This window comes from Actinomadura syzygii (assembly GCF_008085905.1).
GTDB lineage: Bacteria > Actinomycetota > Actinomycetes > Streptosporangiales > Streptosporangiaceae > Spirillospora > Spirillospora syzygii.
In genome coordinates this window covers 19,086-33,301 of the sequence record NZ_VSFF01000008.1, presented here as the reverse complement: position 1 = coordinate 33,301, position 14,216 = coordinate 19,086, and the positions used below count along the sequence as shown (strand labels likewise).

General features: G+C 73.5%; 12 protein-coding genes. 6 read left to right on the top strand and 6 right to left on the bottom strand.

Translation table 11 applies throughout. The features are described 5' to 3' along the window. Positions 1–249: 249 nt before the first annotated feature. The 3 genes from FXF65_RS20650 to pdxH form a co-directional block, all read right to left on the bottom strand. Positions 250–951 (bottom strand): iron-dependent transcriptional repressor DtxR, encoded by a 702-nt coding sequence (locus FXF65_RS20650; protein WP_148351642.1) that lies wholly within the window; start codon positions 949–951, stop codon positions 250–252. A gap of 128 nt (positions 952–1,079) precedes the next feature. Further along, positions 1,080–2,450 (bottom strand): MFS transporter, encoded by a 1,371-nt coding sequence (locus FXF65_RS20645; protein WP_246198974.1) that lies wholly within the window; start codon positions 2,448–2,450, stop codon positions 1,080–1,082. Next, positions 2,447–3,181, bottom strand: a complete 735-nt coding sequence (pdxH, locus tag FXF65_RS20640) for a pyridoxamine 5'-phosphate oxidase (protein ID WP_148351641.1) — start codon at positions 3,179–3,181, stop codon at positions 2,447–2,449. The genes FXF65_RS20645 and pdxH overlap by 4 nt, the downstream gene beginning before the upstream one ends. A gap of 200 nt (positions 3,182–3,381) precedes the next feature. On the opposite strand from pdxH, the gene FXF65_RS20635 reads away from it, so the two are divergent. Beyond that, the gene (locus tag FXF65_RS20635; RefSeq protein WP_148351640.1) at positions 3,382–4,494 is read left to right on the top strand and encodes a citrate synthase 2; all 1,113 of its coding nucleotides are present in this window, start codon (positions 3,382–3,384) and stop codon (positions 4,492–4,494) included. A gap of 83 nt (positions 4,495–4,577) precedes the next feature. Here FXF65_RS20635 and FXF65_RS20630 read toward each other — a convergent pair whose 3' ends face one another. Beyond that, positions 4,578–7,457 carry an ABC transporter substrate-binding protein gene (locus FXF65_RS20630; RefSeq protein ID WP_148351639.1) on the bottom strand — a complete coding sequence of 960 codons (2,880 nt, stop codon included), beginning with the start codon at positions 7,455–7,457 and terminating at the stop codon, positions 4,578–4,580. Positions 7,458–7,636: 179 nt separating this feature from the next. Between FXF65_RS20630 and FXF65_RS20625 the strand changes: the two genes are divergently transcribed. Further along, positions 7,637–7,924 carry a hypothetical protein gene (locus tag FXF65_RS20625; protein ID WP_148351638.1) on the top strand — a complete coding sequence of 96 codons (288 nt, stop codon included), beginning with the start codon at positions 7,637–7,639 and terminating at the stop codon, positions 7,922–7,924. 10 nt (positions 7,925–7,934) lie between these two features. Next, a complete protein-coding gene (gene serC, locus FXF65_RS20620; RefSeq protein ID WP_148351637.1) occupies positions 7,935–9,071 on the top strand; it encodes a phosphoserine transaminase in 1,137 nt (378 codons plus the stop codon). 163 nt (positions 9,072–9,234) lie between these two features. Here serC and FXF65_RS20615 read toward each other — a convergent pair whose 3' ends face one another. After that, entirely contained in the window at positions 9,235–10,146 is a 912-nt protein-coding gene (locus tag FXF65_RS20615) for a class II glutamine amidotransferase domain-containing protein (RefSeq protein ID WP_187412422.1), read from the bottom strand. Between the two features lie 16 nt (positions 10,147–10,162). On the opposite strand from FXF65_RS20615, the gene FXF65_RS43845 reads away from it, so the two are divergent. The 3 genes from FXF65_RS43845 (at position 10,163) to FXF65_RS20605 (ending at position 13,651) form a co-directional block, all read left to right on the top strand. Further along, a complete protein-coding gene (locus FXF65_RS43845; RefSeq protein ID WP_187412421.1) occupies positions 10,163–10,315 on the top strand; it encodes a hypothetical protein in 153 nt (50 codons plus the stop codon). A gap of 49 nt (positions 10,316–10,364) precedes the next feature. Continuing rightward, positions 10,365–11,393 (top strand): hypothetical protein, encoded by a 1,029-nt coding sequence (locus FXF65_RS20610; protein ID WP_148351635.1) that lies wholly within the window; start codon positions 10,365–10,367, stop codon positions 11,391–11,393. Between the two features lie 125 nt (positions 11,394–11,518). Continuing rightward, the gene (locus FXF65_RS20605) at positions 11,519–13,651 is read left to right on the top strand and encodes a hypothetical protein (protein ID WP_148351634.1); all 2,133 of its coding nucleotides are present in this window, start codon (positions 11,519–11,521) and stop codon (positions 13,649–13,651) included. On the opposite strand, the gene thpR is transcribed toward FXF65_RS20605, so the two are convergent. Further along, positions 13,588–14,211, bottom strand: a complete 624-nt coding sequence (gene thpR / locus FXF65_RS20600) for an RNA 2',3'-cyclic phosphodiesterase (protein WP_148351633.1) — start codon at positions 14,209–14,211, stop codon at positions 13,588–13,590. The two genes, FXF65_RS20605 and thpR, sit on opposite strands and share 64 nt — an antisense overlap. Positions 14,212–14,216: the final 5 nt, after the last annotated feature.

Genomic DNA, 14,216 nt, shown 5'->3' with positions numbered 1-14,216 from the left:
ATCCCGAAAACAGTGCCGAGCCCGCCGACCGCGTGCCCGCCGCCCGGCCACCCGGCGCCGCCCGGCCCGATGATCACCGGGCGTCGCGGCGCGGACGCCGCGCGTACCCCCTCCGTCGTATTGAACGACGAACCGGCCGCCGGGATACGCCCGAAAGGCGGGAAGCCACGGAGATCTTCGGTATAGACCGTCGAGAGGGGGCCCCGTCCCCCGGCGAACCGCGCGCCCACCGTTCGCACGCCGACCGGGTCAGCGCCTGCTGACGAAGACGTGTTCGGCGATGTCGCGCGGCAGCTCCGTCGCTGGACTGTCGGCCTCGTCGTCACTGATCACCTGCACCCCGTCATCGGTCGCCCGAAGCGTCACCTCTCGTCCCGGTTGTATCCCTATTTGCTTGAGTCTAAGCATCAGGTCGCTGTCGCTCTGGACCTGCTCGCTGATGCGGCGGATCACGGCGTCGGCGCCCGCCGAGGACGCCACGGCGGTCATCACCGACAGCGGGGACGGGTCGCCGTCGGCGCCGTGCCCGCCGAGTTCGTCCAGGCCCGGGATCGGGTTGCCGTGCGGGCAGGTGGTCGGGTTGTCGAGCAGCGCGACCAGGCGGCGCTCGACGTCCTCCGACATCACGTGCTCCCACCGGCACGCCTCGATATGGACGTCCTCCCAGGGCAGCCCGATCACGTTGACCAGCAGGCATTCGGCGAGCCTGTGCTTGCGCATCACGCGGGTGGCGAGCCCGCGGCCGCTCTCGGTCAGTTCGAGATGCCGATCGCCCTCGACCCGGAGGAGACCGTCGCGCTCCATCCGCGCGACCGTCTGGCTCACCGTCGGGCCGCTTTGGGAGAGCCGCTCGGCGATGCGCGCGCGGAGGGGAATGATCCCCTCCTCTTCGAGCTCGAAAACCGTCCGGAGGTACATCTCCGTGGTATCGATCAGGCCGTGTGAGGTCACAGCTCCCTCCAGTCTTATGGGCAGGAGTCTACTTGCTCGGACCTCTCGACGCCGGGCCCGGCGAATATCCCCCTGAAGCCGGGTAGGGGGAACACGGGATGAACGCCAAAACTTCCCACGCGCCTCGATCACCCATCGACTGGGACCGTTCCGGCGGTACGTGTGTCATAGCGGAGCAGCGCGGGGACGGCGAACCCTGCGACCACGACCAGCGCCGCGCAGGCGAGCCCGCCCCCGACCCAGGACGCGGTGGCCCCGGCGACGCTCGCGGTCGCCCCGGCGCGGACGTCCCCGAGCCGCGGCCCGCCCGCGACGACGACGGTGAACACGCCCTGGAGGCGTCCGCGCATCTCGTCCGGCGCGTAGGTCTGGAGCATCGACTGGCGGAACACGGCGGACACCAGGTCGGCCGCGCCGCCCACGGCGAGGAGCGCCACCGCCAGCCAGAGCTGCCCGGCCAGCCCGGACGCCGCCACGGCGAGCCCCCAGACCACGATCGACACGATGAGCGCGATGCCCTGCTTGCGCACGCGTCCGATCCAGCCGGACGACATCCCGCCGAGGAGCGCGCCGATCGCGATCGCCGCGAACAGGTAGCCGACCGCCCCCTCGCCGCCGAACTTCGTGTCGGCGACCTCGGGGAACAGGGCGCGCGGCATCGCGACCGCCATCGCGATGATGTCCACGACGAACGACATCATCAGCACCGGCTGCGCGGACAGGTAGCGCAGGCCGTCGAACACCGACCGCAGCCCCGGCGTGCCGGCGAGCTCGCCGAGCGGCGGCATCGGGGGCAGCCGCAGCGCGGCGTACAGCACGAACGTGAACAGGACGGCGTCCAGCGCGTACGCGACGGCGTAGCTCCAGTGGGAGATGACCACGCCGGCGAACAGCGGCCCGGCGAGGCCGCCGCCCTGCATGACGGTGAAGTTCAGCGTGTTCGCCGCCGGGACGAGGGGCGCGTCGACCAGCCGGGGGATCATCGCGCTGCGGGTCGGCGACGACACCGACACCCCGACCGCCTGGACCGCCACCGCGACCATGATCAGGACGAGGCTGTGCACGCCCAGCAGGGCCGGGACGAGCAGCAGGAACGTCCCCGCCCACATCACGTAGGACGAGACGAGCAGGAGCCTGCGCCGGTCCATGTGGTCGGCGACCGCGCCGCCCCACAGCCCGAACACGATCAGCGGGACGAGGTTCACGAACCCGACCACGCCCACCCAGAACGACGACCGGGTCATGTCGTACACCTGGACGGGCACGGCCACGGCGGTGACCTGGAACCCGATGAACGACACGCCCTGCCCCAGCCAGAGCCGCCGGTAGGGGCCGCTGGACAGCGGGCGGGTGTCGATCGCCAGGCCGCGCAGAATCCCGCCCCGCCCGGCTCCGGGCGGTTTCAGCGGATGTTCGGGCTCGGGCTCGGGCTCGGCGTCATCGGGAGGGGAGAGGTTGTCAGGAGCGTGGGTGGGGGTTGGCTGCTGTTCCGGATTCACGGAGACAGTCTCTCCATCACCCACCTCCCCGTCTCCCCCAGGGTTCCGTCCAGCGCGGGCGGCCCCGCCTCGCGGCGGTACCGGACGCGGTCGTGCAGCCGGTCGCGACGCCCCTGCCAGAACTCAATCCATTCCGGGACGAGCCGGTACCCGCCCCAGAAGTCGGGCAGCGGGACGGCGTCGGCGGACTCGGCGTCCGGCGCGCCCGGCCGCCGTCCCTCCGCCGGGTCGGGCCAGCGCTCGGCCAGCTCGGCGAAGCGGCGCTCCAGGACGTCCCGTCCGGGGATGACGCCGGACTGGTGCTCGCTCGCCCACGCGCCGAGCCGCGAGCCGTGCGGGCGCGTCCGGAAGTAGGCGGCCGACTCCTCCCGGGGCAGTTCGAACACCGGCCCGCCGGCCCGGACCTGCCGGTGCAGGGCGTGCCAGGGGAAGACGACCGCCGCGCGCGGGTTCTCGGCCAGTTCCACGCCCTTCTGGGACGTCAGGTTCGTGAAGAACCGGAACCCCTGCGGCCCGTACCCCTTGAGCAGGACGGTCCGCGCGTTCGGCACGCCGTCTCCGGAGGCGGTCGCGAGGATCATCGCGTTCGGCTCCGCCAGGCCGGATTCGTGCACGCCTGCGAACCAGGCGGCGAAGAGCGCGAGCGGATCGGCGGGGAGCGCCGACTCGGACATTTCGCCCGCCTCGTAGGATCTGCGGAGCCGTGCTGGGTCGGGCGTTGCGGAGTCCACAGCGTCCGAGCCTCTCACCTGGCCCTTGTGCAACTGACGGGACCCCTGGGTACTGGACGGTAAAGCAGACAGGGTTCAATGGCACGGCACCGCCTTATCAAACCGAACATTCCTCGCCCCCAACCTGCGCGGACCGCCCGCGCGCGCTCGGCGAACGGGCCGGACGAGGGATGCTCGCCGGAGACGAAAGGCAGGACGACATGTCCGACTTCAAACCTGGTCTCGAGGGGGTCGTGGCCTTCGAGACCGAGATCGCCGAACCGGACAAGGAGGGCGGAGCCCTCCGGTACCGGGGCGTGGACATCGAGGATCTCGTCGGCCGCGTCTCCTTCGGCGACGCCTGGGGCCTCCTCGTGGACGACAGCTTCGACCCCGGCCTCGCCCCCGCCGACCCGCACGTCCTGCCGGTCACCTCCGGCGACGTCCGGGTGGACGTGCAGAGCGCGCTCCCCACCCTCGCCCCCGCCTACGGCATGCGACCGCTCCTCGACATCACCGACGAGGAGGCCCGCGCCGACCTCGCCCGCGTGTCGGTCACGGCGCTGTCCTTCGTCGCGCAGTCGGCGCGCGGCATCGGCGTTCCGATGGTCCCGCAGCACCGGATCGACGCGGCCGGCACGATCACCGAGCGGTTCATGGTCCGCTGGCGCGGTGAGCCCGACCCCAAGCACGTCCGGGCCATCGACGCTTACTGGGTCTCCGCCGCCGAGCACGGCATGAACGCGTCCACCTTCACCGCCCGGGTGATCGCCTCCACCGGCGCGGACGTCGCCGCCAGCATCTCCGGCGCGATCGGCGCGATGTCCGGGCCGCTGCACGGCGGCGCGCCCGCCCGCGTCCTCCCGATGATCGACAAGGTCGAGCAGATCGGGGACGCCCGCAAGGTCGTCACCGACATCCTCGACTCCGGCGACCGGCTGATGGGCTTCGGCCACCGCGTCTACCGGGCCGAGGACCCGCGCGCCCGGGTGCTGCGGCGCACCGCGCGGGACCTCGACGCGCCGCGCTTCGAGGCCGCGAAGGCCCTGGAGGACGCCGCGCTCGCGGTGCTGCGCGAGCGGCGCCCGGACCGCCCGATCGAGACGAACGTCGAGTTCTGGGCCGCGGTCATCCTCGACTTCGCCGAGGTTCCGACCGCGATGATGCCCGCCATGTTCACCTGCGGCCGCACCGCCGGATGGGCGGCGCACATCCTCGAGCAGAAGCGCACGGGCCGGCTCGTCCGGCCGAGCGCCAGGTACACCGGCCCCGGGACGCGGTCGATCGACGACGTCCAGGGCGCGGCGGAGGTCCTCAAGCGTCACGCCGGCTGACACACCGGCGTCGCCCCCCGAACGCCTGAGGCCCCCGGTCCGGACCGGGGGCCTTGCTCGTCTCCGGGGCCTGCGTCACCGGGTCACGTGTCGGACGTTTCGCCTCCGGGCGGGCAGTGGGCGGGGCCCTGGCGTCCCGCGATCAGGCGGCCGCAGACCTGTTCGACCTCGGTGGTGCCGTCCTGCTTGAGCGTCGCGAGCATGACCGGCTTGTCGAGCACCTGGTGGCCGGTCGTGCGGGAGCCGAACCGGATGACGCCGCTCGCCCCGTTCCGCAGGACGTCGTGGTCCGGGTCGTTCAGCGCGGCGAACACCGACGTCGCGGACGGGAGCGCCTTCTCCTGCCAGTAGACGCGGCCCGCCACGCTGGCGACGAGGGTCACCGCGTCGTAGGACACGGCGGCGCGGGTGATCGCGGGCTGCCTGCTCTGGTCGGCGTTCCCGTCCGTCATGGCGCGGACGGCGGGGTCGTAGTCGGAGTAGAAGGTCTGCGGCGACTGGCCGCCGATCCAGCGCGCCGTCCACGCCTCGCGGGCGGCGAGCGGCGTGAAGTACAGGTCGAAGGTGTTCTTGCGGCCGAGCTCGTAGGAATTGTCGCTGACGTACTTCGCGATCTCGTCGTCCGCCAGGACCAGCGGCCGCTTAGGGCACGACAGTTCCAGGACGTTGACGAACGAGCGGAACTCGTCGGCGCGGCCCGCGTAGTAGAACATCTCGGGTTGCCTCTGGCACGCCTCCCGCACCAGTTTGTTCAGCTCGCCCGGGTTCCGGTACGGCAGCATGCGCGCCGTTCCCGGGCGGAACGCCTTCTGGAAGTCGGACGCCATGTTCCGGCTGTAGAGGTCGTCCGGGTCGTTGTTGTAGACGACCGCCGCCTCCCGCACTTTCGCGCCGCCGACGTCGCCGTTCCGCGCCCAGAACGCGGCGTGCTTCGCCGTCCGCGAGTTCGGGGACGCGAGCCGGAAATAGTACGGCGAATAGCCCGCGTCGCCGTCGAGCAGGGCCGTCCCGTCGTAGCTGTTCGCCGTCCCGACCAGCGGCAGCGCCGACTTCGCCAGCAACTGGATCGCCTGCTGGGTCTGCCGCCTGCTCTGCTCGAAACCGAGCACCGCGACGACGGTGCGGTCTTTCAGGGCCCGCTTCCGGATCTGCTCGGCGACGTGCACGGCGTACCGGAACTTCGCGCCCGCGTTGGCGATCAGCACCCGCAACCGGAGGTCGTCGCCCTCGGCCGCGTCGTTGAACCGTTTCTGCGCGACGGCCAGCCCGATCAGCTCGCCCTGAACCCCGGCGAGGAGGTCGATCCGCCGGTTCTCGATGGACGGGTCGGCCGTCACCGGCCCGAGGTAGACGACCGTCGCGTACGGCTTTCCGGATTCCTTGACGTGGTCGTTCTGCGACTCGATCCCGTCCAGGACCTTGTTCAGCCGGTTGTCGTTGTTCCGGCCGCCCGAGCTCTCGCCGAAACGGAACGATCCGTCCGTGATGCCGACGCATTCGCCGTTCGCCATCCGCCGGATACCGAACGGCGAGCAGTACCGCACCACCTGGACGGAGATGACGCTGACGGACGCCGCCGCGACCGCGACCATCGCGATCCACGGCAGCGCCGGATGCGCGAGCCGCGGTCGGCGCCGCACCGGCCGGACCGGCGGCAGGTCGCCGCCCGGGTCGCGGGTGATGTCGACGCGCAACTCGCGACGCGAGCCGAGCGCGCCGACCCGCCGCTGCTCGTGCGTGTAGCCGTCCCACAGGACGCGCGCCGCCACGACGCTCTGCGGTTCGCCGGACGACACGTCCACCCGGACGGCCTCCGCGAGCCGGTCGACGAGCCGCGGCCCGGCGGACGCGGACGGGTCGTCGGAGGCGGGCGCGTCCGGGTCCACCCCGGCCGTGACGATCAGCGGGTCGAAGCCGGGCAGGCCCTCCGTGGCCTGCGTGTCGGCGCGGACCCGCTCGACCAGCTCCACGAACGTCACGCCCGGATGCCCGGCCGCCAGGTACTCGAAGATCAGCACCGGGTAGCGGACCCGGGCCCACGCCGCCCGCCGGTAGTCGCGCCGGTAGTTGCGCCGCAGATCCTCCAGGAAGGCGGCGACGAGGAGCAGGTCGAGCTGCGCGCCGTGGTCGTCCGGCTCGACCGGGCGCGGATCGAACACGCCCAGCGCGAAACCGAGGAAACCTGTCGAGTCGTGGTCGACGTAGGGCTGCTTGAGGAACCACGCGAACTGGTGGACTCCGTACCAGCCGCGCGTCCGCGCGAGGATCTGCACGGTCACGAACGCCAGCCCGACGACGGCGGCGAGCACCGCCGCCGCGAGGTCGAGCGCGGCGGCCGTCCCCGCGCTGATCAGCGCGACGACGGCGATCCCGATCGGCGCGATCTGCTCCAGGAACGCCAGGAACGTCGCGGGACGGCCGCGCCGCTCCTCCAGGTCGCGCAGCACGTCCCGGCCGCGGCGGCGGATCACCCGGTTCAGCTCGCGGCGCCGCGCGTTCTCGTTGTCGCCGACCGGCGGGTGCGTCAGCCGCCGGACGAGCAGGTGGTTCTCCCGCTCCGACGCGGACGCGCCGCGCGGCGCCGGACGGTCCCCGGCGAGCCGGATCTCGCGCAGGTCGCGCAGCCACAGCGCCATCTCCAGCAGGGGGAACCGCAGCGGCGGCTCGGCGCGGCGGTGGCTGCTCGGCTGCGACAGCTCGCGCTTGGCCTCCCGCAGGACGCCCGAGACGTCGGTCGCGGGCGTGTCGGCGGCGATGTGCGAGACGGGGGCGCGCTCGTCCTCGCAGCGGGACTTGAGCATCTCCGCGAGATGGGACGTGGCCCGCGCCGGGCCGAGCAGCAGGAGCAGCGGTCGCAGGCGTTCGCGCCACCGCCACGGCGGCCGCTCCCGCAGCCGCTCGAACAGGTCGAGCACCCCGCGTAACCGATCCTCGCTCAGGCCCCGGTCGCCGTCGCCCGCCATGTCGCACGCCTCGCTTTCCCCTGTGTGACGCCCCCTGTGTGACGTCGATCCTCCTGGCGCCTCCCCGAGACCCCTCCCGCTTTATCCGCATTGGACGTGGTACGTCCCAGAAAGGAGCGAAACATCCCGATACGGGACGATCGCATCGGAAACCCAGCCACTTTGTCATCATTGGCGACATGAGTGAAGACCCAGCGGAGTCGGAGCGCTACGAGGCGGAGCGCTTCGAGGCGGAGCGCGAGGCACGCCGCCGCGAGGTCAACGCCCTGTCGGGGCGCGTCGCGATCGTCCTCGTCGCGCTGTTCCTGGCCTTCCTGACCTACGACTCCGCGCGGACCGCGATCCAGGCGCACGCGCGCGGCGACGACTGGATCTACCCGCCCGCCGTGGTCGGCGGGATCTGCGCCGCCGCGCTTGTGACCCTGGTCGCGTGGGTCGTGCACAGGGCGAAGCACGGGGTGAAGTAGCCTTGTGTGAGTGACCGAAAGCGCGAATCCAGCCATTGACATTCCCGCCGACCTCAAGCCCGCGGACGGCCGCTTCGGGTGCGGGCCGTCGAAGGTCCGCCCGGAGCAGCTCGCCGCGCTCGCCGAGTCGGGCTCGGCCTACATGGGGACGTCGCACCGGCAGAAGCCGGTGAAGTCCCTGGTCGGACGCATCCGCGAGGGCCTCGGCGAGCTGTTCTCGCTACCCGAGGGGTACGAGGTCCTGCTCGGCAACGGTGGGACCACCGCGTTCTGGGACGCCGCCGCGTTCGGGCTCGTCCGGCAGCGGTCGCAGCACCTGACGTTCGGCGAGTTCTCCAGCAAGTTCGCCAAGGTCACCACGTCCGCCCCCTGGCTCGGGGACCCGACGGTCATCTCCAGCCCGCCCGGGACTCACCCCGAGGCGTCCGCCGAAGAGGACGTGGACGTCTACGCCCTCACCCACAACGAGACGTCCACCGGCGTCGCGCTGAACGTCGCGCGCCCGGCCGGGACGATCGCCCGCGAGGGCCTCGTCCTGGTGGACGCCACGTCCGGCGCGGGCGGCCTCCCCGTGGACGTCAGCGAGACCGACGTCTACTACTTCGCCCCGCAGAAGTGCTTCGCGGCGGACGGCGGCCTGTGGGTGGCGCTCGCGTCCCCGGCCGCGCTGGAGCGGATCAACGAGATCGCCATGTCCGACCGGTACATCCCGGAGTTCCTCAACCTCAAGACCGCGGTCGACAACTCCGCCAAGGACCAGACCTACAACACCCCGGCCGTGGCGACGCTCCTGCTCCTCGCCGACCAGATCGAGTGGATGAACGGCCAGGGCGGGCTCGACTGGACCACGTCCCGCACGGCCGACTCGTCCGGGCGGCTCTACACCTGGGCCGAGAAGACGTCCTACACGACGCCGTTCGTGGTCGACCCGGCGCAGCGCTCCCAGGTCGTCGGCACGATCGACTTCTCCGACGAGGTGGACGCCGCCGCCGTCGCGAAGGTCCTGCGGGCCAACGGGATCGTCGACACCGAGCCCTACCGCAAGCTCGGCCGCAACCAGCTCCGCATCGGCATGTTCCCCGCGATCGCCCCTGACGACGTGGAGTCCCTCACCACCTGCATCGACTACGTCGTAGAGCGCCTCTAGTTAATCGGGGGGGCGACCCCCCGAGCCCCCCGGCTGCGCGGCACGGGTCTCCTCGCTCTGGTCGCTGGCGCTCCCGCCGCTGCGGGGACGCGGCGCGCCGGGCATGCCCGCTGCGCTCGCAGAGCTCGCTCCGCGTGCCTGTCCCGTAACCGGTGGCTGGGGCTCAGGCGACGGTCTGCAGGCGGGCCGGGGTGGCGAGGCGGTGGCGGAGGGTGGTGCGGTCGCGGTGCTCGTCGGCGGCGGTGAAACCCGTCCAGACGCGGTCGTCGAGGTCGGCGGCGCGGGCGGTGGGCACGAAGCTCTCCGTCGCGAGGACGCCGGGACGGTCGCGGCGGCCGGGACGGGTCTCCGTTCCGATCTTCATGTAGGTGCCCTCGCGCAGCATGACGGCGGCGGCGAACTCGACCCGCGTGTGCCGCTCGACCTCGCGGAACCAGCGCGGGTTGGACGCCCAGTAGAGGTTCTGGTCGGTGTCGACGGCGACGGTCAGCGGGCTGAGCGCCGCGCGGGCCAGGTGCACCACGGTCGGACGGTCGCGGTCGACCCACGCCAGCGCGGCCCGTCCGACCAGCGAGGCGAGAACGCCCGCCGCGTCGGACGGCCCGGCGCAGCCCGCGAGGAGCTGGAGGATCGGCTCGCCGCCGGTCGTCCCGGCGGCGGGCGGCAGCGCGTGGCGGGCCCGCAGGTCGGCGGCGTCGGCGTCGCCGTCGTGCGTGCCCACGACCCCGGCGGAGGGCCGTCCGGGACGCGGCAGCGCGGCCGTCCCCGGGACGACCATCGGGCTCGCGTCGTCGGCCTCGACCGGCGCGCCCTGCGTCGCCCACCGGGTGTGGCCGAGCGCGACGGGCGCGCGGTCGAGCTCCGGCAGGAACTCGGGCCGCCAGATCGCCGAGAAGCGGCCCCGGCCCTTCACGACACGGCAGCCCCCGCCCGCGTCCGGGCCGCCGAGCCCCGGCCAGTCGCCGAGCAGGGCCAGCCCGGCCGCGTCGGCGCCGCGCTCCTCGGCGAGCGCGCCCAGCGTGACGAAGACGTCCGACGCCCGGCCCGGGTCGTCGGCGAAGGGAGAGCGAACCACCCCGAACAATCCGCACATGAACGATGAGATGCAGATCATGGGTGGACGGTTCGCGTCGCTCGGGCGGCCGAATAAGCTCGGACCCGTGAACCGCGCGCCCCGCTGGCTGCTCCCCACCGTGCTGACCGCGCTCGTCCTGGCCGTGGTCGTCGGTGCGCTGCTCCAGTGACCATGGCGCGGGCATGATCGACGGGGCGCGGAACGGGGATGATCGGGGCATGGCGGGCAACGGGTGGGCCCTTCGCGCCGGAGCCGCGCTGACGGCCGTCGGGACGGCGTGCTGCGCCCTCGCCCCGGCCGCCGCCGCGGCGGCGGGCGACGACGACGAGAAGGTCGCGTTCACGATCAACGATCCGCGCATCCTGGAGTCCAGCGGGCTCGCGGCCAGCACGCGGCATCCCGGCATCGTGTACACGCACAACGACTCGGGCGGCATCCCGCGCGTCTACGCGCTCGGCATGGACGGCCGGGTCCGCGCGGTGTTCACGGTCGCGGGCGCGGGCGCCCGCGACTGGGAGGGCATGGCGCTCGGCAGGGACTCCGCCGGACGTCCGGCGATCTTCGTCGCGGACATCGGCGACAACCTCGGCGGGGCCTGGCCGTACGTGACGGTGTACCGCGTCCCGGAACCCACGCGGATGCGGAGCCAGACGCTGCGCGCGACGGCGTTCCGGGTCAAGTACGCCGACGGCCCGCGCAACGCCGAGACCGTCATGATCAACCCGCGCACGAACCGGCTCTACATCGCCAGCAAGCTGTTCGGCGGCAAGCTCTACGAGGCCCCGGCCCGGCTCAGCACCGGCGGTTTCAACACGCTGCGCAAGGTCGGCGACGCGCCGCCCATCGCGACCGACGGCGCGTTCTCCCCGGACGGCCGCACCTGCGTCGTCCGGACGTACTTCGGCGCCCGCTTCTACGAGGTCGGCCCGGACGGCAGGCCCGGCAGGACGCTCAAGACGATCGACCTGCCGATGCAGAAGCAGGGCGAGTCCGTGACCTACATGCCGGACGGCCGTTCCATCCTGGTCGGCTCCGAGGGCAAGGGCCAGCCGGTCTACCGGATCCCGCTGCCGGAGGAGGCGCGTCCGTCGTCGCCGCCGTCCGGGAAGGGGCCGAACAACGCGGGAGAGGCGGGCGGCCCGGAATCCGGACGCAAGGACGCGACGAACACGAGGGTGGGCCTGTTCCTGGCGCTCGCGATCGCGGGCGCCGTGGGATACGGGTTGGTGCGGAGACGGGGGGCGTAGGCGGGACGCGAGTGACGCAAGCGGACGGCTCGACCTGACCGGCGCGATGGAAGTCGGTTCCGGAGGGCGATCGGATCGTGGAAGGGGGCGACGGGCCCTCGGGGGCCCGTGTGAGGATGCGGACTGTGGAGCATGAGCTGGTGGGCCTCGCGGGTCCTGGCGGCCGGTGGCGTCCGGTCGCGGCCGGGCCGTTCGCCCTCCTGGCGGTGGCGCTCGCGCTGCTGCCGATCCGGCCGGTGTGGCTGTGGGCGGCGCTGATCGGGGCGGTCGCGGCGATCCCCTGGCTGCTCGGCGCCGTCCCGGAGGCGCGGCGGCGGCGACCGCGGCCGTACTGGCGGCTGTCGGCGGCCGGGCTCGAGCAGATCGGGCCGGACGGGCTGAACGCGGTCTCCTACGAGCGGTCCAGGATCGACGCCCTGGCCATCACGACCGGCGACGGCGTCCTGACCGTGTTCCACCGCTTCGGCCGTACCGCCGTCGGCGGGATGACCACGATGGGCCTGGAGCCGCTCGCCGTGTTCGTGACGGCGCGGCGGCTCGGCATCCCCATGCACGTCCTGGACGGCGAGGCCAGCGACCTGCTCGACCCCGCGCTGGACGAGGCGCTCAGCGTCCCCGGCCTGGACGACGACGTCCCCGGCGGCGGCACCCTCCCCCGCGACCACGCGGCGGAGCGGCGGCTGCTCGACCAGGAGGCGGCGCTCATGGCGGCGGCGCACGAGCCGTCCGTCCGGGCGGCCGGGCGGTCCGTGCGCGGGACGGGCGACGAGCAGCGGCTCGACACGCCGGAGCCGCTGCCGAGCCGCCGCCGGGTCGTGCTCCTCGGCACGCTGACCGCGCTGCTCGGCGTCGTCATGATCGTCCGGATCGCGGTGGACGGGACGAGCGCGTTCGGCGCCCGGCTCGCCGCCGGCTGCTGGACGCTCGCCGCCATCGGCGGCGTCCTCGCCGCGCGCCGCCGGCTGCTGCGCGCCGCCCGGGTGCACTGGACGATCACAGCCGAGCGGCTGCTGGTGCGGGCCCGTCCCGGCCGCCGCCGCGAGGCGCAGGACCTGCGCGCGGGCGACGTCGCCGCCGTCGTCGTCGGCCCCGGCCTGCGGCTCGACCCGGTGAGCGGCGAGCCGCGCCGCGCCGACCTCGCCGCGCTGGCGTTCGGGCACCGGCTCGAACTCCTCGCCCGGCTGCCCGCTTACGGCCTGGACGGCTTCCAGCTCGCGCACGCCCTCGACGACCACGGCTACCGGGTGATCACGCCGGGGGCGCGGGCGCCGCGCCGCCCGCAGTACGGCCTGGAGGGGCTGCCCGAGGTGTTCTCGCAGGTCCCGGGCGGGCGGCTGGTCGTCGCCGACGGCGGCCTCGGCTGGGCCGACGCGGCGGGCGACGTCGTGCTGAAGATGCCGGAGGACCGCATCGGCGGCATCGAGCTGCTGACGATCGGCGGGCACGCCTGGGTCCGGCTGTACGACACCGACGGCGACGAGTTCTTCGCCGCGCCGCTGTCGGCGCTCCGCATCTCCCGGACCGACCTGCGCGACGCGGCGCGCCGCGCGGGGCTGCCGGTGAACGACGCCGAGTACGACGCCTACCTGAGCGCCGCGTTCCACTCCGCCGTCTCGACGCTGGCCGTCCCGGAGGAGGAGTCGGCCGGGCCCGCGCCCGCGTCGCTGCCCGCGCAGAGCGCCGCGCGGGACGGAGGGTCCGGCGGGGCGGCGCAGGCGGAGCTGCTGGACGAGCACGACGTGACGTTCACCGTGCCCGCACCGCCCGACCCGGCCACCGCGCCGGGCGCGCTCCTCGACGCGACCCGCCGCTCCCGCGTCGGCACGTACGGGATGAGCGTCCTGCTGTGCGAGGCGGTGGCGCTGCTGGGCGCGGTGTGGCTCGGCCCCGAACTCGGCGGGTTCGACCGGACGGCGTCGTGGTCGGCGCCCGCCGGGCTGCTCATCGGGCTGGTCGGCTACTGGCTGTACGACCGGAACCGTCCGCAGCTGCGGGTGTCGTCGGCGGGGCTCGCCGTCGTCACGCGGCGCGGCCGGGTCGAGTGGAACCTCGGCCGCGACCGGGTCGGCGGCGTCGGTATCGACGAGGCCGCCGAGCGGATGCCGCGGCTCGTGGTGTGGAGCCCCTCCGGGCGGGTGCTGCGGCAGGTCGCGTTCCCGCCCGACCTGGACGCGCTGCGCCGCGCGTGCGAGCGCTACGGCCTGCCCTGGGGACCGCCGGACGCCGACCGTCCCGCTCCGCCGCCGCCCGAGCTCTGACGCAGCGACCACGTCTTCAGCGGCTCGTAGGCCAGCTGGTCGTAGTCCTTGCCGGGCAGGTGGCTGCGGATGAGCTGGACCGACTCGGCCGTCCACGGGGCGCCCGCGAACGCCGACAGCGACTCGATGAGCGGACGCGCGTCCACCGGCTTTCTGGACCGCGCCAACGTGAGGTGCGGGCGGAAGCCCCGGTGCTTGTCGGGCATCGTGCCGACCCGGCGTCCGGCCGCCGTCGTCGACGCGGCGAGCCGCGCGACCCGGCGGCGGTCGCCGAACAGGCCCGTCCACAGGACGCGGGCGTGCGCGCCGCTGCCCGGGAACGCGCCCGCGCCCGCGAGGGACAGCGCCATCCGCTCATGCCGCCCGACGGCGCGCTCCAGCCGGGGCAGCAGCCGGTCGAGGGTGCGGTCGTCGACCTCGCCGAGGAACGTCAGCGTGACGTGCATCAGCTCGCGCCTGACCCATTTCAGCTCCGGCACCGACTCGCGGTGCGGGCGGACGGCCTCCTCCAGCTCGTCCAGGATGTCCGGCGGCGGAACGAGCGCCACGAAAAGCCTCATGGGAG